Annotated in this window: 13 protein-coding genes and 5 pseudogenes; 14 read left to right on the top strand and 4 right to left on the bottom strand. The window is 67.0% G+C overall.

All coding sequences use genetic code 11. The features are described from left to right. Positions 1 to 39: 39 nt before the first annotated feature. A pseudogene (locus A9310_RS25380) lies at positions 40 to 786 on the top strand (pirin family protein); the annotation flags it as partial. Here A9310_RS25380 and A9310_RS21935 read toward each other — a convergent pair. The 3 genes and pseudogenes from A9310_RS21935 to A9310_RS21925 all read right to left on the bottom strand — a co-directional run. Then, a pseudogene (locus A9310_RS21935) lies at positions 787 to 1,926 on the bottom strand (glucarate dehydratase family protein); the annotation flags it as partial. Between the two features lie 6 nt (positions 1,927 to 1,932). After that, positions 1,933 to 2,865 (bottom strand): 5-dehydro-4-deoxyglucarate dehydratase, encoded by a 933-nt coding sequence (locus A9310_RS21930; protein ID WP_065632373.1) that lies wholly within the window; start codon positions 2,863 to 2,865, stop codon positions 1,933 to 1,935. Positions 2,866 to 2,890: 25 nt separating this feature from the next. Beyond that, the gene (locus tag A9310_RS21925; RefSeq protein ID WP_065632372.1) at positions 2,891 to 4,501 is read right to left on the bottom strand and encodes an aldehyde dehydrogenase (NADP(+)); all 1,611 of its coding nucleotides are present in this window, start codon (positions 4,499 to 4,501) and stop codon (positions 2,891 to 2,893) included. Between the two features lie 414 nt (positions 4,502 to 4,915). Between A9310_RS21925 and A9310_RS21920 the strand changes: the two genes are divergently transcribed. The 10 genes and pseudogenes from A9310_RS21920 (at position 4,916) to A9310_RS21875 (ending at position 12,829) form a co-directional block, all read left to right on the top strand. After that, positions 4,916 to 5,515: a hypothetical protein gene (locus A9310_RS21920; protein ID WP_065632371.1), complete on the top strand. Its 600-nt coding sequence runs from the start codon at positions 4,916 to 4,918 to the stop codon at positions 5,513 to 5,515. Positions 5,516 to 6,001: 486 nt separating this feature from the next. Further along, positions 6,002 to 6,972: pseudogene (locus A9310_RS26435) on the top strand (IS3 family transposase); the annotation flags it as partial. Positions 6,973 to 7,258: 286 nt separating this feature from the next. Continuing rightward, entirely contained in the window at positions 7,259 to 8,458 is a 1,200-nt protein-coding gene (locus A9310_RS21905; RefSeq protein WP_139104710.1) for an IS30 family transposase, read from the top strand. 1 nt (position 8,459) lies between these two features. After that, positions 8,460 to 8,801: pseudogene (locus tag A9310_RS21900) on the top strand (integrase core domain-containing protein); the annotation flags it as partial. A gap of 6 nt (positions 8,802 to 8,807) precedes the next feature. Next, a pseudogene (locus A9310_RS25375) lies at positions 8,808 to 8,972 on the top strand (HNH endonuclease); the annotation flags it as partial. 444 nt (positions 8,973 to 9,416) lie between these two features. Next, positions 9,417 to 10,652, top strand: coding sequence for an alkane 1-monooxygenase (locus tag A9310_RS21895; protein ID WP_065632368.1), 1,236 nt, complete (start codon positions 9,417 to 9,419; stop codon positions 10,650 to 10,652). Then, positions 10,649 to 10,861 (top strand): rubredoxin, encoded by a 213-nt coding sequence (locus tag A9310_RS21890; protein WP_065632367.1) that lies wholly within the window; start codon positions 10,649 to 10,651, stop codon positions 10,859 to 10,861. The genes A9310_RS21895 and A9310_RS21890 overlap by 4 nt, the downstream gene beginning before the upstream one ends. Further along, entirely contained in the window at positions 10,858 to 11,037 is a 180-nt protein-coding gene (locus A9310_RS25765) for a rubredoxin (protein WP_058251790.1), read from the top strand. The genes A9310_RS21890 and A9310_RS25765 overlap by 4 nt, the downstream gene beginning before the upstream one ends. Then, positions 11,034 to 12,230, top strand: coding sequence for an NAD(P)/FAD-dependent oxidoreductase (locus tag A9310_RS21880; RefSeq protein WP_226513510.1), 1,197 nt, complete (start codon positions 11,034 to 11,036; stop codon positions 12,228 to 12,230). Before A9310_RS25765 ends, A9310_RS21880 begins: the two co-directional genes overlap by 4 nt. Further along, entirely contained in the window at positions 12,227 to 12,829 is a 603-nt protein-coding gene (locus tag A9310_RS21875; RefSeq protein ID WP_065632366.1) for a TetR family transcriptional regulator, read from the top strand. The genes A9310_RS21880 and A9310_RS21875 overlap by 4 nt, the downstream gene beginning before the upstream one ends. Before the next feature lie 2 nt (positions 12,830 to 12,831). Here the strand turns inward: A9310_RS21875 and A9310_RS21870 are convergent, their stop codons facing one another. Further along, the gene (locus tag A9310_RS21870; protein ID WP_065632365.1) at positions 12,832 to 14,316 is read right to left on the bottom strand and encodes a phospholipase D-like domain-containing protein; all 1,485 of its coding nucleotides are present in this window, start codon (positions 14,314 to 14,316) and stop codon (positions 12,832 to 12,834) included. Positions 14,317 to 14,508: 192 nt separating this feature from the next. Here A9310_RS21870 and A9310_RS21865 point away from each other — a divergent pair, with 192 nt between their 5' ends. The 3 genes from A9310_RS21865 to A9310_RS21855 all read left to right on the top strand — a co-directional run bounded on the left by A9310_RS21865 (position 14,509) and on the right by A9310_RS21855 (position 17,331). Continuing rightward, positions 14,509 to 15,102: a CHAP domain-containing protein gene (locus tag A9310_RS21865; protein ID WP_065632408.1), complete on the top strand. Its 594-nt coding sequence runs from the start codon at positions 14,509 to 14,511 to the stop codon at positions 15,100 to 15,102. A 2-nt stretch (positions 15,103 to 15,104) separates the two neighbouring features. Next, entirely contained in the window at positions 15,105 to 15,740 is a 636-nt protein-coding gene (locus tag A9310_RS21860) for a DUF2461 domain-containing protein (RefSeq protein WP_065632364.1), read from the top strand. 193 nt (positions 15,741 to 15,933) lie between these two features. After that, positions 15,934 to 17,331 carry an amidohydrolase family protein gene (locus A9310_RS21855; RefSeq protein ID WP_065632363.1) on the top strand — a complete coding sequence of 466 codons (1,398 nt, stop codon included), beginning with the start codon at positions 15,934 to 15,936 and terminating at the stop codon, positions 17,329 to 17,331. Positions 17,332 to 17,398 lie beyond the last annotated feature (67 nt).

The following is a 17,398-nucleotide window of genomic DNA, read 5'->3' as shown; positions in this document are numbered from 1 at the left end:
TTGTGCCGGCGGGGTCCGGAGGACCAGATCGGAGTCACGATGAGCGAGCCATCTATCAGGACCGTGCCGTCGCGGCAGGTCATTCCGGGTACCGAGCGGCACATCTTCCGGAGCGGGTGGCTCGATTCCCGCCAGTCCTTCCCCGTCACGGGCAACTTCGATCTCGCGGCGAACGCCCACGGAGTCCTGCTGGTGCACAACGACGATCGCGTCGACGCCGGTGAAGGTTTCGACGCCCACTTCCACCGGGATGCCGAAATCATCACGTGGGTACTCGAAGGTGCTGTCGCTCATCGTGATTCGTTCGGCAACACCGGCACGATCACGCCGGGCGTCGCGCAGCGGATGAGCGCGGGCCGCGGGATCACCCATACCGAGGCGAATGCGTCACGGCGCAGCGAGAACCGGGACCTGCGCGTCGTGCAGATGTGGGTGGCGCCCGAGCACGGTGGAGGTGAACCCGGCTACGCCGAACGCGACTTCAGCGCCGATCTCGCGACCGGCGGGCTGGTCACGGTGGTCTCCGGCAGGCCCGAACACGCGGGCACAGATGCGATCTCGATCGGCAACCCGTTCGCGGCACTGCACATGGCCCGGATCGGTTCCGGGCAGTCGGTCACTCTTCCCCCGGCACCGTACGGACATCTCTACGTGGCGCGCGGCGAAGTCGACCTCGACGACGGCGCGCGACTGGTCGAGGGCGATGCGCTGCGCACCATCGATCAGGGCGAGGTCACCGTGTCCGCGAGGTCTGAGGCCGAGATCCTGTTCTGGGAGATGCACACGAACATCCTCGGTCTTCCATGGCCAGTGGGTGTCACAGGCGTAGGTGAGGTTGGGTGTCGCAGCCGCGAGATGCACCATCGCGGCGAGGCTGATGCCCAGGTGCGAATTGGAGTGCATCGACAGGCCGAGTCCGAAGGTCTCACAGATACCGCCGAGAAGACGCGACCGCTGCAGGCCGCCCCAGTAGTGGTGATCGGACAGGACGACCGAGACCGACCGCTTGCGCACCGCCGGTTCGAGGTGATCGAAGGCGACCACGCACATGTTCGTCGCGAGCGGCATGGACGCCTGCTCGGCGACGCGCGCCATACCGTCGAGGCCCGGGGTCGGGTCTTCCAGGTACTCGACGATGCCCTCGAGTTCCGCCGCAACGCGCAGCGAGGTCTCCACGGTCCACGCCGCATTGGGGTCCAGGCGCAACGGGATTCCGGGGAACTCGGCGTGCAGCGCCTTGATCGCGGCAATCTCTTCGTCGGGGGCGAACACGCCGCCCTTCAGTTTGATCGCGGTGAACCCGTAGCGGTCGATCATCCGGTGCGCCTGCCGGATCAGTCCGCTCGGATCGACGGCCTCGCCCCACTCGTCCGGCAGTCCGTTGGTGCCGGCCGCCCCGGGGTGGGCCGCCCACTTGTAGAACAGGTAGGCGCTGAACGGAACTCGGTCCCGCACGCGGCCGCCGAGCAGATCGCTCACCGGTCGACCGAGGACCTTGCCCTGGATGTCGAGACAGGCGACTTCGAATGGCGAGAAGACACGATCGGTGGTGCTGGCCGTGGTGATCATGCCGGCCACTCCGTCGCCCCCGGTCACCGACAGGGTCGAGACCCGCAGGTCGATGGCATCGCGCAGGTTGTGGAGCGCGAAGGCATCGAGTCCGATGATCGCCTCGGCGGCGGCCTCCACCCGCGCGAGATGAGCGGTGTCGGCATAGGTCTCGCCGAGCCCGCGGATTCCGCCGGCCGTCTCGATCACGATGATCGCCCGCAGTGCGTAGGGCTGGTGCACACCCACCGTGTTGAGCAGCGGCGGGTCGACGAAGGCGACCGGGGTGACCGTGACCTCGGTGATCGTGGTGTCGGTGTGCGGACTCGCCACGGTTCGCGTCCCGACCGGCACCGACTGGAAGGTATTCGTCGACATGAGTTCTCAGACCGTGGCCTGCGCGGCGAGCGTCGTCGCGAGGACGGCGCGCCCGGCGGCGGTGATCCGCTCGAGCTCGGCCTGGTGCTCCGGTGTCGGCTGGGCCAGCGGCGCGCGCACCGGACCCGCTTCGATGCCCCCCATCGTCACACCGTGCTTCACGAGTGCGACCGCATAGCCCGGCACCCTGTTGCGCAGACGGACCAAGGGGTGGAAGAACTCTCGCAGCAGCGCCTCGGTCAGCTCGACGTCGCCGTTCTCCAACGAGTTGTAGAAGGCCAAGGCCAGTTCCGGGGCGAACGCGAACGTCGCCGACGAGTACAACGTGACACCGATGGCGCGGTAGGCCTGCTGGGTGATCTCGGCGGTGGGCAGGCCGTTGAAGAACAGGAACTCCTTGCTGTCCCCGAGTGCTTCCTTGACCGCGATCACGATGCGCGACACGTTGTCGAGGTCACCGGTGCCGTCCTTGAACCCGATGACCGTCGGCAGCTTGGCGACCTCGATGGCCGACGCCTCGTCGAACACGGCATTTCCGCGGTTGTAGACGATGAGCGGCAGATCGGTGGTGGCCGCGATCGACCGCGTGTACCCGGCGAGGCCGGCAGGTGGCATCGTCACCAGGTACGGGGGCAGGAGCAGGATGCCGTCGGCCCCATTGGCCTTCGCGCTCACCGCGAACTCGCGGGCCTGGACGAGGGAGCCGCCGGCACCGGCGAACACCGGGACGCGGCCGGCGACGGTCTCGACCGCGCAGCGGACGATCCGCCCGAACTCCTCGAGTCCGAGGGCGTGGAATTCGCCGGTGCCGCAGGCGACGAACACGCCGCCGGGACCGGCGGCCACCCCGCGGTCGATGTGTTCGGCGAGGCGACGGTAGTCCACCTCTCCGGTGCTGTCGAAGGGTGTGACAGGAAAGAACAAGACGCCGTTGAGCATTGGGACTCCTTGGATGGGGTGAGGATCAGTCGCGGATGAGTYCGCCGTCGACACGGCGCCAGATCTGTTCGGGGTTTCCGTCGGCAATGGGGTCCGGCAACAGCGCCGTCGGAACGTCCTGATACGCCACCGGCCGCAGGAAACGCTCGATGGCGAGCGACCCGACGCTGGTGCTACGGCTGTCGGAAGTGGACGGATAGGGTCCGCCGTGGACCATCGCGTGTCCGACCTCGACGCCGGTGGGCCACCCGTTGAAAAGGATTCGCCCGGCCTTGAGTTCGAGTGCCTCGAGAAGCACCCGGGCGTCGTCGAGGTCGGAGTCCGCAGCATGAACGGTCGCGGTGAGCTGACCTTCGAGCTCGGCGGTCACCTCCCGCACCTGTTTGAGGTCGCGACACCGCACCACGAGGCTCGACGACCCGAAGATCTCCTGCTGCAACGTCTCCGAAGCGAGAAAGGTCTCGGCCCGCGTGCCGAAGAGCGCGGCGGCGCAGGTGTTCGGACCCGTCGCTTCCGCCGATCGGGCGAGAACCTCCGCGGCCGAACCGAACTCCTCCACGCCGGAGGCGTAGCTCGCGGCGATCCCCGGGGTCAGCATCGGCGTCGGCGTCGAGGCGGCGATCGCCTCCGCGGCAGCGGCGATGAATGCATCGAGATCGGGACCGTCGACCGCGATGACCAGGCCGGGATTGGTGCAGAACTGTCCCGAACCCATCGTCAGCGAGCCGACGAATGCGCGGCCGAGGCCGGCGGCATCGGCACGCAGCGCCCCCTCCAGCGGGTAGACCGGATTGATCGAGCTCATCTCTGCGTACACCGGGACGGGTTCGGCTCGCGACGCCGCAGCGGCGACGAGAGCCGTTCCGCCCGAACGCGACCCGGTGAAGCCCACCGCTTTGATGCGCGGGTCGGTCACGAGGGCGATACCCAGGTCGGGCCCGCTGCCGTAGAGCAGGGAGAAGGTGCCGGCAGGCATTCCGGTGGCGGCCACCGCCTCGGTGATCAGACGTCCCACCAGTTCTGATGTGCCGGGATGGGCGTCGTGGGCCTTCACCACCACGGGACATCCGGCGGCCAATGCCGACGCGGTGTCGCCGCCGGCGACCGAGAACGCGAGCGGGAAGTTACTGGCGCCGAACACGGCGACGGGTCCGAGCGGCACCTTGCGCTGCCGGATGTCGGCGCGCGGCAGCGGCGTCCGATCCGGCCGTGCGGGATCGATACGGGCGCCGTGCCAGCTGCCCTCGCGCAGCACCGAGGCGAACAACCGGAGCTGACCCGACGTCCGTCCCACCTCACCGGTGATCCGCGCCGCCGGGAGTCCGGTCTCGGCCACGGCACGCTCGACGAGGACCTCGGTCGCCGCATCGAGGTTGTCCGCGATCGTCGAGAGGAACCGCGCCCGTTCTTCGGACGAGGTGGCGCGATACGGTCCGAACGCTTCCGCGGCCGCAGCGGTGGCACGGACGACGTCGGCTGGGGTTCCGTGTGTGTACGCGGGCAGGAGACGAGTGCCTGTCGTCGGGTCCACGCCGTGGACGGCCTTCCCCGCGCCGGTCACCCGCTCACCCGCGATGATCAGTTGTCCGGTGAGGTCCTGCGTCGTCAGCGGTGCGGGGTGCTGCGCAATGGTCATCGTGGTCCCATCCGTTGTGCGTTGGCATTCCGCCGAGGTAGCCCGGCCGCGGCGGCGCCACGAGAGAGGTGTCATCTGCTCTCGATGGCGGGTCGCCGTCGGCGCGGCTGTGCGGTGAGCTCGGCCTTGCCCCGACCGTAGAACCCACGATCCATACATGTCCAAGTCAAATATGGACGTCTTCAATGCTCAGAGTGAATCGACCCAGGTGTCCGGTTCAGTCGGGACGCGCTCGCTTGTCAGCCGATACGTCATCCGGCCGGCCCACGCCGCGCCGCGTACCGGACCAACAGCAGTCGACAGTGGGACAATCACTGCGCCGAATCCGACATACCGCACATCGCCGAGCCACGGCGAGCACCGGCTGTCGGAGCGGGCACACCACCCATTCGACGAAAGCGGAATCCAGAACCGATGAAGCGCATTCGCCTCCTCGCCGTCATGGCCCTGGCCATCTCGGCACTCACCGTCTCCTACGGCACCGCACACGGCGCTCCCGCGCCCGCGGCGCCGTCCCACTTCTCCAGCGCATCCGCCGACGGGACCTCCATCACTTCCAAGCTCCGCAACGCGACGTTCGTCGCAGGCGAGCAGGAGCTCCGGGTCGTCGACTCACACGGACGGACCATCGAGCGGATCGGACTGGTGCTGCCGTTCGACGGCGCCGCTGTCCCGATGCGCGCGAAGGTCTCCGCCGACCGCACCCAGGCGACGTTCACCCCGATCCTCACCCCCGAAGCCCGCGCGGCGATCGCTGCCGGCGTCCGCCCGGCCTCGGCGAAGAAGGACCGCGCCTACCAGCAGATGATCTGGCACATCAACAACGGGTGGAACCGCGGCGGCAACGTCACCACCGCCATCGGCGCTCTCGCCGGCCTCATCATCGGCTGCATCATCATCGTCGGCTGTGTCTGGGGTGCGGGCGTCGGCGCGGCCATCGGAGCGGTCATCGGCATCAACAACGGCGACCCCCGCGCCGGGCAGTCGATCCTGAACTGGATCAACACTCCGTAAGACCAGCGAGCAGGGCCTCGCTACTCGAGTCCCAGATGCTGCAGAATCCCCAACTCCGCGTGCGGGGTTGGGGATTATCTGTTTCTTACAGCTTGCGGACGCGCGTTCGGCGGTGGGCCCGGCATGCACCGTGCCGTAGAAGTCGGCGGCCGCCAGTGACCGTGTCGGCAATCGGCGCCGAACGCCCGACCCGGTCAAGCGCGCTTCTCGACAATGCGGAGCGCGTGTCCAGTCCGGTGGCGACGTCGCTACCTGGCCGCTGAGATGCAGCAAACCAATGAGTTCTCACGTCGCCGAGCCCCTCGATGACCCGCCGAACCTGACCGGCCGGGGCCCAATGATGGGTTGATCGATGTACGTCACGGCTCGTTCCATCAACGAGTTCACCGCCGCGCACACTGGTGGAGGTCGGTGCGGGCTCTCTCGACCCACGTGAATCACCCCTGGTTTGATGCCGCTTCCTTCTGAGTCAGGAAGGATGAGCTCATGCCTAAAAAGATCGATCCAGAGGTCCGTTCGAGGGCTCTGCGGTTGCTGGAGGCCCACGGCGGCGAGTACACGTCGTTGACTGCCGCTGCCGAAGCGATCGCTAAGCAGGTCGGTGTCGGCGGAGAGACGGTACGCCGGTGGGCAGTGCAGGCACAGGTCGATGCCGGCGCCCGCTCCGGGACCACCTCGAAGGAGTCCGCCGAGATCAAGCGTCTCAAGGCGGAGAACAAGCAGTTGCGAGAAGACGTTGCCATTCTGAAGGCGGCGACAACTTTCTTCGCGGGGGAACTCGACCCCCGCAACCGATGATCGTGGCGTTCATAGATCAGGTGCGCAGCAACGGTTTTGCGGTCGAGTCGATCTGCCGGGTCCTGCGTGAGCAGGGCTGCATGGTTGCCGCACGAACCTACCGGGCATGGCGAACACGAATGCCTGCTGCTCGTACCGTCTCCGACGCTCACGTCGTCGATGCGGTGCGCAATGTCGTCTGGCGCACCGATGACGACGGCCGACGGAAGATGACTCCCGAGGGCCTCTACGGGCGGGTGAAGATGCGCGCCCATCTGCACCGCACAACACTGCCTGGGGTGTCCTACGGCGCTGTTGATCGAGCAATGAAAATGCTAGGCCACAACGGAATTCGAAGATCCAAAGGGGTCCGCACGACCGTCCGCTCCACTGACGGTGTACGCGCGGAGGATCTGCTGAACCGACAGTTCAGTGCCGCCGAACCCAACCGGGTCTGGGTGACCGATTTCACCTACTGCCGGACATGGGCCGGGTGGGTGTACGTGGTGTTCATCATCGACGTGTTCTCCCGTCGAATCGTGGCGTGGCACGCMTCGACATCGAAGACAGTCGAGCTGGTGACGGTCCCGCTTCGGATGGCGCTGTGGCAGCGSAARCGRGARGGKCATCCGGTGAAAGCTGCTGAGCTGATTCAYCATTCRGATGCKGGAAGTCAGGGYGRATTCAACTGGTCGTCGCAACACCWTGATCRTGGAGGTGTTGGCTTTGGCTACAGCAGACTGGAGCAAGAAGACCAGCGATGCGCCCACGGGGGTTCGTCGGCAGGGGCGAGCTGATCGTGCGTTGCGGCCGGCGATGCGTTCGCCGGGCCGGCCCGAGCCGTCGCGGGCGGTGCAACGTCAGTTTTGGGGGTTGATCGCGACGGGGATGAGCACGGCGGAGGCGTCGGTGGCGGTCGGCGTGTCGGTGCCGGTGGGGTCGCGGTGGTTCCGCCACGCTGGCGGAATGACGCCACTGAGTCTGGACGAGCCGGCGGGTCGTTACCTGTCGTTCGCTGAACGGGAAGAGATCGCGCTGCTCCGCGCCCAACAGTGTGGTGTGAGAGAGATTGCTCGGCAGATCGGACGCAGTCCGGCAACGATTTCGCGTGAGTTGCGCCGCAACTCCGCTACCAGGAGTGGGAAACGTGAGTATCGAGCCTCGGTGGCGCAGTGGAAAGCTGAGCAGGCCGCCAAGCGCCCGAAAACAGCGAAACTCGTGGCCAACGTCGAGTTGCGGGAGTACGTGCAGGAGCGGTTGGCGGGCACTGTCCGTAGCCCCGACGGCACGATCGTCGCCGGCCCCACGCCGCCGCCGTGGAAGGGGCTCAACAAGCCGCACCGGGCCGACCGGCGGTGGTCTCTGGCATGGAGTCCGGAGCAGATCTCCCAGCGCCTGCGGGTCGATTTCCCCGATGATGAATCCATGCGCATCAGTCATGAGACAATCTATCAATCCCTGTTCATCGAGGGCCGTGGCGCGCTCAAACGCGAGTTGGTGGCGTGCCTGCGGACCGGGCGGGCATTGCGGGAGCCCCGTGCTCGCTCACGCAACAAGCCGCAGGGTCACGTCACCTCCGATGTCGTCCTCAGCCAGCGCCCGCCTGAGGCCCACGACCGTGCTGTCCCCGGCCACTGGGAGGGTGATCTCATCATCGGTGTGGGTCGGTCGGCTATCGGCACTGTTGTCGAACGGCGCAGTCGCGCAACGATTCTAGTCCATCTCCCACGCTTGCAAGGGTGGGGTGAGCAACCGCGGGTGAAGAACGGGCCGGCACTCGGTGGCTACGGCGCCATCGCGATGAACGCGGCACTGACGGCGTCGATAGCGGCGCTGCCGCAGCAGTTGCGCAAGACGTTAACGTGGGATCGCGGTAAGGAACTGTCCGCTCATGCCCAGTTCGCGATGGATACCGGAACGCAGGTGTTCTTCGCCGATCCGCATTCACCGTGGCAGCGACCGTCCAACGAGAACACTAATGGGCTGCTGCGCCAATATTTTCCGAAGGGAACTGACCTGTCACGGTGGTCTGCAAACGACCTCGAGGCCATCGCATACACCCTCAACAACCGTCCCCGAAAGGCCCTCGGCTGGAAGACCCCCGCCGAAGTCTTTGGAGGACAGTTACACTCACTACAACAACCCGGTGTTGCATGGACCGATTGAACCCGCCCAGTACACATCGGTTACACTGACTGAACGTCTGCGACTCGAAGACATCGCCGCGTCGATCGGAACGGTCGGGGACGCCTACGACAACGCGCTGGCCGAGTCGGTGAACGGCTTGTACAAGACCGAGTGCATCCGGACCACGATCTTCCACTCCGGTCCGTACAAGACAGTCTCCGACGTCGAGTTCGCGACCGCTGGTTGGGTCGACTGGTACAACAACAGCAGGCTGCACTCGAGTATCGGCCAGATCCCCCCGACCGAGCTCGAAACGCTTCACTACGCTGGCCTCGGCCCCGAGGACCAGCCCACATTGGAGGCGGCACAGAACCTAGGGTGATTCAGTCTGCTGTGCCAGCGCTGCCACACCCAGGTCCACCACCACGGCTGGGACATCGTCATGGGATTCGACCGGCACCCCTGGCTCGTCCCACCCACCTCGATCGACCCGCACCGCCGACCACTACCCGCCTACAACCGCCGCACCATGCGCCTCGACGACGCCGCCTGACCGGCCGTCCGACAACCACTTTCGCGTAGCACCCTCCGCACCCGGGCCATACCCGGGACCGCATCCGTACTTTGACAACTCCACAGCGGAACACGACCGACCCGCTCCCACTCGGCCATTCGAGCGGGAGCGGGTTCCGGGCAGCCGAACCCGACGTCGACGTTGATCACTGAACAGACCTCGGTCGAGCACCATGACGGCGGCAGTCGCACAGGCAACAGCCTCACGGCGCGGTTCGTGACCACGTAGGCATGCGCGAACCCGAACTCCAGAACACAAGAACTGCCGCACGCGTCGGCGAGCAACCTTCCTGCCGCCCAGGTCCTCGTCGTGCGTCCCCGCAGCGTTGCTTCTTTACAAATTGATGTCAATGTCTAGACAACGGACATTGTCGCAGTTAATGTCTAGTGGCGTAGAACACAGCCCGCCCAGACAGGAGCGCGTATGAGTACCGCACCGACCCCGTTCACCGCGGATGACTCCGCCGCCGAGTGGAAGGACCGCAAACGCCATCTTTGGCTGCTCGGCCTGATCCCACCGACGTCGATCTTTCTCGCAATGGGTCTCGTCGCCGGCTTCAATGCGATCGGCCATGGTTTCGACGTCGTGTCGCCGGTGTGGTGGTGGATCGGGCCGCTACTCGTCTACGTCCTGCTCCCGATCCTCGACGTGTTCTTCGGGCCCGACGGATCGAATCCGCCCGAAGAGCTGATGGAGCAGCTGGAGAACGACAAGTACTACCGCTACTGCACGTACGTGTACATCCCGTTCCAGCTCGCGAGTCTCGTGATGGCCTGCCACCTGTGGACGGCCGACGACCTCAGTTGGCTCGGCATCGACGGCGGGCTCGGGCTCGCGTCGAAGATCGGGCTGGCGCTGTCGATCGGCGCTATGGGCGGGATCGGAATCAACACCGCTCACGAACTGGGGCACAAGAAGGACGATCTGGAACGCTGGTTGTCGAAGATCACTCTCGCCCAGACGTTTTACGGTCACTTCTACATCGAGCACAACCGTGGGCACCACGTGCGGGTCGCGACGCCCGAAGATCCGGCCAGCTCCCGTTTCGGAGAGTCGTTCTGGCGCTTCCTCCCCCGTAGCGTCTGGGGAAGCCTCACGTCCTCCGTCGAACTCGAACGCAAACGCCTCGAGCGGGCGGGCAAGCCCTTCTGGCATCCGAGCAACGACGTCCTCAACGCATGGGCGATGTCGATCGTGCTGTGGGGGGCGCTCACCGCGATCTTCGGCTGGGAGATCCTCCCCTTCCTCGTGATCCAGGCCGTCTACGGTTTCTCACTGCTGGAGACCGTGAACTACCTCGAGCACTACGGTCTACTCCGCCAGAAGACGCGGACCGGCCGCTACGAGCGGTGCACGCCCGAGCACAGCTGGAACTCCGACCACATCTGCACCAACATCTTCCTGTACCACCTCCAGCGCCACAGCGACCACCATGCGAACCCCACCCGGAGGTATCAGACGCTGCGCAGCTTCGACGGCGCGCCCAACCTGCCGAGCGGATACGCGAGCATGATCACGCTCGCCTACTTCCCGCCGATCTGGCGGCGGGTGATGGACAAGCGGGTGCTCGACCACTACGACGGAAACGTCGAACGGATCAACATCGCACCGCACCGCCGCGAACGCGTCCTGGCCGAGCACGGGGTGTCGCCGCGATGAGCACCTTCCGTTGTCCGGTCTGCGATTACGTCTACGACGAGACCGTCGGCGCCCCCCGGGAGGGATTCCCGCCCGGCACGCCCTGGGCCACCATTCCCGACGACTGGCCGTGCCCCGACTGCGGGGTGCGGGAGAAGATCGACTTCCTCGGCGCCGGGGGCGAAGCGAGCGGGCCGGATGAAATCAGCGAAGGGAACTCTGTGCGATGAATTTCAAGCTCTTCCGTTGCGAGGTTTGCGGTTTCGAGTACGACGAAGAGCTCGGCTGGCCGGAGGACGGCATCGAGCCGGGCACCCGCTGGGCCGACATCCCCGACGACTGGAGCTGCCCGGACTGCGGTGCGGCCAAGGCCGATTTCGAGATGGTCGAGGTGGCCCGTCCGTGAGCGCCGGCACCATCCGGGGCGGTTCGGTGGTGATCGTCGGCACCGGCGTAGCCGGCATGACGGCTGCGGAGTCGCTGCGTTCCAACGGTTTCGACGGAACAATCACCGTGTTCGGGGACGAGCCACAACTCCCCTACCGACGAACGGCGCTGAGCAAGAACCTCGTCGACGGCGACCTGACGGACGCCAAGATCACGCTCCGTCCGCCCGGGTACTGGTCGGATCGGGGCATCGAGATCGTGACCTCGACGCGCGTCGCCGACGTCGACACCTCGTCGCGGCGGGTCTGCCTCGCCGACTCCTCCCAGGTGGATTACGACGCGCTGGTCCTGGCCACCGGAGGGCGTGCCCGGCGACTCCCCGGCACGACGTCGTCCCCGCTCGCCCTGCGCACCCGGCACGACGCGGCGGAGCTCCGGCACGCGATCCAGGACGGGCCGGTGATCGTTCTCGGCGGCGGACTGATCGGACTGGAGATCGCCGCAGCCGTGGCGTCGACCGGAGACGGTTCGCGCGTCACCGTCATCGAGCGCGAGACGTCGCTGTTGTCACGGGTCGTTCCGGCAACGGTGGCCGAGGCGGTGGCGACCCTGCACCGGGAACGCGGGGTGCAGATCCTCACCGGCGTGGTGCCCACCACGATCACCGCCGAGTCCGTGACGTTGCCCGACGGACGGGCCTTGACCGGAACGGTGATCAGCGCGATCGGAATGGAGCCCGATCTCGAATTGCCGCGCAGCGCAGGCATTCCCGTCGATGCGGCCGGGATCGTCGTCGACGATTCGCTGCGAACCCGAGTCCCCGGCGTCTACGCGGCCGGCGACGTCGCGGCGCGGCCCCATCCGTTGACGGGCGCACCGATGCGTGCCGAGCAGTGGCTCACCGCGACCGAGCACGGCAGACTGGTCGCCATGACGATCGCCGCCGACCTCGGGCTGGACACCGGCATCAGCACTGCGGTACCGCGTGTGCCACTGGCCTGGACGATGCAGTACACGACCAACATCCAGATCGTCGGGTGGCCGACATCGGGAGATCGTGTGGAGGTCGACCTGGACGACTCCTGCTCTGTCGTGCGGGCTTTCGCCGGCAGTCGTCTTGTCGGCGCGGTCTGCCTGGGCAGGGGCGGCTCGGGACGATCCCTGCGCGCCGAGATCGAGTCATCTCTCCAGCCGGTCGGTGCGCACGGATGACGACTCGCAACTATGCGCAGGACAGCAAAGCCCTGCTGCACAACTCGCTGCTCGACGGACTGCACGACCTGCTGCTGGACCGGGACTGGGCGGCGGTGCGCATGTCCGATGTGGCCGCCGCGACGGGGGTCAGCCGCCAGACCGTCTACAACGAGTTCGGTTCCCGGTACGGCCTCGCGCAGGGCTACGCGGTGCGGTTGGCGGGCCGTTTCGCCGGCCATGTCGCAGATTCCTTGGCGAGTTCCGTCGACGACGTCACCGAGGCCCTGCACAAGGGGTTCGGTGAATTCTTCGCCGGAGTCGCCACCGACCCGCTGATCGCCTCGCTGCTGTCCGGCGAGGCCAAACCCGATCTGATGAAGCTGATCACCACCGATGCGGCACCGATCATCACCACGGCCGCCGACCGGCTGGCCGAGGCCTTCCGCGAGTCCGAGTGGCTGTCGATGCCGGAGTCCGACGTCGTGCGGATCTCGCGCGCGATCACCAGGATGGCGCTGAGTTACATCGCGATGCCCCCGGAGGGCGATCGCGACGTCGCATCCGACCTCGCCGAGGTCATCGCCCCCGCCATCGAGGCGGCCCGCACGCGGGTGTGACGTCAGCGCCGCAGCAGGTTCCGCGTGCCCCGACGGATCACCGCGCGGTAGATGCGGTCGATCGTGCCGATCCGCGCGTCCTCCGGGTCCACGAGTTCGTTCTCCGCGATGAGGGACTCCTCGCCGTCGATCGTCTCGTGATCGAAAGCCTCGAGTGTCCGGCCCGGGCCGGTCAGCCGATCGACCGCCCCGACGAGTGAGTTCTCCTGTGCCGAAGCATCGTCGAACACCTCGTGGTCGACGCCCAGATGCTCGGACAACAACCGCGTGCGCATGGACAGGATCGTCTCGCTCAGGTCGCCGTCGGCAGGGTCGTTCGGATCGGCCTCGATGGCGACGTCACACTCGCTGTCGAATCCGAGCGACCGGTTGTTGAGGTTCGAGGATCCGATGCGCAGGAGGACGTCGTCGACGATGAGCACCTTGGCGTGCACGTAGATCGGGTCCCCCTCGGCCGTCACGGGGTAGAAGGCGCGGAATCTGTCGTACTTGTCGGCGCGCCACAGGAGTTGCAGCAATTTGTGCCGCGCACCGTCCATGGCGAGCCGTTCCACCGGACTGTCCGCATGCCTCGGCAGCACCAGGACGATCTCGGGCCCGTCGGGCTCGGCGAGTCGTTCCGCCAGCGCGTCCGCGACCTCGCGCGCCGCCAGGTACTGGCTCTCGATGTAGATCGTGCGGCGGGCCGCGGCGAAGGCCGCACGGTACAGGCGCCGGATCTCCTCGACCTGGGGCCGGCCGTCGTACTGCGGAATCGTCCGGGCCACCGCGACGTCGCAGTCGGTGAACGTGACGTCGAGATCCGTCGGCCAGATGTCGGGGCCGTCGGTGTCGACGAGGGGTTTGAGGCTCTCGCCGGTGGCGGCCTCCCACCGGTCGAGCGCGACAGACGCGACCACGCGCGCGGCGTCGCCGTCGAGGGCGACCGTGACGTCATGCCAGGGCCCATGCGGCCGGTCATCGGGATCCCGGCGAAACTCGTTGTGCGACAGATGTTCCGAAGTGTCCCACCGGTTCACCGTCATGTCGATGCCGCCACAGAACGCGAACTGGTCGTCGATCACCGCGATCTTCTGATGATGCGCGGCGGAGACGGGGTGGGCGGCGTCGATCCGGTAGTGCAGACGACGGCCGGTGAGCAGATCCTGGACGAAGGGCGGCGCGACTCCGCGCAGGATTCCGGTGAACGCGCCGGTGCTCCAGCGCAGGACGTGGATCTCCAGTTCCGGACGGTTGTCGATGAGCCACCTCAGGAAGTCACCGAGCACGTCGGGGACCTCGTCGTCGGCGGTCCGCGGATCGAGCCGGATCCGGGTGTCCACGTCCCAACCGATGAGGACGATGCGGCGCCGGGCCTGCAGCAACGCCGACTTCGCGTGCAGGAAGTAGTCCGCCGCGTCGACGATGCATGCGACGCGGTCGGCGGTCGCGATCTCCCGGCACGTGTCCCCGGCACGCAGGATCGGCTCGTGATCTGACTCGTCCACCGCGTTCGCTCCTTGAATCGCCTTGGCCCCCCGACCGGCGCCCATTGTGCCAAGCGCGCATGTCGCCCGCGCGGGCGAGGCGCCGGGCGAACGTCGGCGGGGACGAGGAACGAGGCGCGGCCACGGACGATGCCTACACTCGTCGAGGTGAGCGCCGACACGACTGCCGACCGACCCGCAGACGGTGCGGGCATGCGCCCGGTGCGTCGACGCGGTCGGCGGACGGTGATCGCCGCGGCGCTGGTCGTGATCGTCGTCGCGGGCGTCGGTCTCGTCGCATGGCGGGCCGTACCCGAACGGTGGTTGCCCTGGGACACCGCCGAGTTCCCGCAGATCGACGCCGCGGAACTCACGCCGGCCCAGCGACGCGTCGTCGAGGCGGTGCGCCACGAACACACCGCTCAGCGTCCCGGGACGTTCTACTCCGAGGGCGTCGACGAACCGTGGTGCGCGAACTTCGTGAGCTGGATCATGCGGACGGCCGGCAATCCGCTGGTCAACCCCCACTCCGGTCACTGGCGTATCCCCGGGGTGTACACGCTGCAGGAATACTACGAGGCCGCCGGTCGGTTCGACGCGGTCGGCGAGCAACCGCCCCGAGTGGGCGACGTCGTGCTCTACGACCGGTCGTCGGGATTCGGACAGCACACCAACATCGTCGTCGCAGTCGATGGTGAGTCCGCCGTCACCGTGGGGGGCAACGAGATGGGCCGCATCCGGGTGCATTCGCTGGACTGGCGCTCCGACGGCGGTGTCGTCGGATTCGGCCGCGGATTGCCGGGGTGACGATGACAGACTTCACCGGGTTCCCGGAGGCCGCCCTCGACTTCTACGACGATCTGGAGATCGACAACTCCAAGGTGTTCTGGGAGGCCCACAAGGACACCTACCGTGCCGCGGTGGCCGAACCCATCCGCGCCCTGACCGACGCGCTGGCCGACGAGTTCGGCCCGGCCAAGATCTTCCGACCGCACCGCGATGTCCGGTTCTCGAAGGACAAAGCGCCGTACAAGACCCATCAGGGCGCGTTCGTCGCCGTGGCCCCGGCCACCGGGTACTACGTGCAGATCGGCGCACCGGGTGTTCGCGTCGGCGCGGGCTTCTACGAGGCCACCCCGGCCCGGCTCGCCGAGATTCGGAAGTCCATCGACCACGACCGCAGCGGACCCGAGCTCGAGAGCCTGCTCCGGCGGCTCACGGGGGACGGCTGGGAGATCGCCGGGGACCGGCTGAAGACCGCACCTCGCGGGTACGACGTCGCCCACCCGCGAATCGAACTGCTCCGCCACCGATCGCTGTCGGTGGGTCGGGACTACGGATTCGACGAGATCATCCATTCCGCGGAACTCGTCGATCGGGTGCGGCGGGACTGGCGGGCGACGGTCCCGTTCGTCGAATGGATCGCGGCCCGCACCGGTAGCTGAGAGCCCGCACCGACCGGTTCGCGCGCCACATGGAAACGATCAGACGGCGACTTCGACGGTTGGCGCGCGCGTGCAACGGGAGGCGGGTGATACTGGTCGCCGACCGCGTCCGAGATCCGAGGACGATCACAGGCACCCGGGTGGACCTCCGATGACGATCCGAGTTTGTGACCCCGATGCCCGAGGAGCACCGATGACCGACACCGTCCACTACGGGCACATCTTCCATCTCGCCGGTAGTCCCGCGATCACCGAGGCGGTGGACGCGCTGGTATCGATACCCGACGGAGCTCTGGTGGTCGGCGACGACGGCACGATCAAGTTCGCCGGCGAGAGATCCGAGCTCCCTTCCGAATTCGCGAGCGCGGAGGCGCACGAGCACCCGAGCGGGTATCTCATCCCGGGCTTCGTCGACACCCACATCCACTTCCCGCAGACCTACGCCGGCGACTCCTACGGCGGCGGGCAACTGCTCGAATGGCTCAATCTGTGCATCTTCCCGTCCGAATCCAAGTTCGCCGACCACGAATTCGCCCAGGCCGCCGCGGTCGAGTTCACCAGGCGACGGGTCGCCGCGGGTACGACGGCGATGATGGTGTTCGGTTCCGCCTTCCCCCACGCCCAGGATTCCCTGTTCACCGAGACCCAGAAGGCCGGGCTGCGTATCGTGGCCGGCCGCGGCATCCAGACCGTCGGCGGTGACACCGCCAAGCCGCTGCTGACCTCGGAGGAGGAGGCGATCCGCCTCACCCGGGCCGAGATCGACAAGTGGCATGCCGCCGACACCGGCGACTACCGGACCGCGTTGCTGCACGTCGCGATCGTGCCGCGGTTCTCGCTGTCGGTGACCACCGAGACGCTGAAGAACCTCGGCGACCTGTACGACGAATACCGCGAGCAGGGCGTCTACGTCCACAGCCACCTCAACGAGAACAACCGTCCCGGCACCGGAGAGGTGGACACCACCAAGGAGGTCTACCAGGTCGACTCCTACCTCGACACCTATGACGGGAAGTTCCTGCCCGGATCGCAGGTCGGCGGCAAGAGCCTGCTCGGTCCGCGGACCATACTCGCGCACTGCGTGCACTGCCAGGACGCCGAACTCACGCGCATGGCCGAGACCGGTACCTCGATCTCGCATTGTCCGGTGTCTCAGTTGTTCCTCGGATCCGGCACGATGCCGTGGAAGCGCACCGTGGCGGCGGGTGTGAACATCTCCGCCGGAACCGATTTCGGCGGCGGCGACGAATGGCTCGTCCCGCGCGTACTCGGAGATGCCTTCAAACAGCACATCACCGAGCCCGGAGACGCCGGGGTGTCGATGCACCCTGCCGAAATGCTGTTCATCGGGACCGTCGGCGGGGCCCGGGCGCTCGACATGGAGAACCGTTTCGGCAACTTCGATGAGGGCAAGGAAGCCGACTTCCTGGTCATCGAACCCGTGGACGCCCTGAAGTCGACGCTGGAGAACGCCGTCCGGTCCGACGATGCCGATCTCGCCCGCGACCAGACCCTGTTCGGCCTGCTGATGGGCCTGCGCGAGTCGTCCATCGCCGAGGTCTACGTCCAGGGGCGTCGGGTCACCGTCTGACCGGCAGCCCATGAATCGGCGACCCGAGGACACGACGATCGTCACCACCCACGACGCCACAGGCACC

The organism is Gordonia sp. UCD-TK1, from assembly GCF_001691435.1.
In the GTDB taxonomy this organism is placed as follows: domain Bacteria; phylum Actinomycetota; class Actinomycetes; order Mycobacteriales; family Mycobacteriaceae; genus Gordonia; species Gordonia hongkongensis.
This window is presented reverse-complemented; position numbering and strand designations above follow the sequence as displayed.

Excerpts from the sequence above, each read along its gene's own strand:
- A9310_RS21930 (WP_065632373.1), bottom strand. The coding sequence starts at position 2,865 with ATGCTCAACGGCGTCTTGTTCTTTCCTGTCACACCCTTCGACAGCACC.
- A9310_RS21920 (WP_065632371.1), top strand. The coding sequence starts at position 4,916 with ATGAAGCGCATTCGCCTCCTCGCCGTCATGGCCCTGGCCATCTCGGCA.
- A9310_RS21905 (WP_139104710.1), top strand. The coding sequence starts at position 7,259 with ATGACGCCACTGAGTCTGGACGAGCCGGCGGGTCGTTACCTGTCGTTC.
- A9310_RS21895 (WP_065632368.1), top strand. The coding sequence starts at position 9,417 with ATGAGTACCGCACCGACCCCGTTCACCGCGGATGACTCCGCCGCCGAG.
- A9310_RS21890 (WP_065632367.1), top strand. The coding sequence starts at position 10,649 with ATGAGCACCTTCCGTTGTCCGGTCTGCGATTACGTCTACGACGAGACC.
- A9310_RS25765 (WP_058251790.1), top strand. The coding sequence starts at position 10,858 with ATGAATTTCAAGCTCTTCCGTTGCGAGGTTTGCGGTTTCGAGTACGAC.
- A9310_RS21875 (WP_065632366.1), top strand. The coding sequence starts at position 12,227 with ATGACGACTCGCAACTATGCGCAGGACAGCAAAGCCCTGCTGCACAAC.
- A9310_RS21865 (WP_065632408.1), top strand. The coding sequence starts at position 14,509 with ATGCGCCCGGTGCGTCGACGCGGTCGGCGGACGGTGATCGCCGCGGCG.
- A9310_RS21860 (WP_065632364.1), top strand. The coding sequence starts at position 15,105 with ATGACAGACTTCACCGGGTTCCCGGAGGCCGCCCTCGACTTCTACGAC.
- A9310_RS21855 (WP_065632363.1), top strand. The coding sequence starts at position 15,934 with ATGACCGACACCGTCCACTACGGGCACATCTTCCATCTCGCCGGTAGT.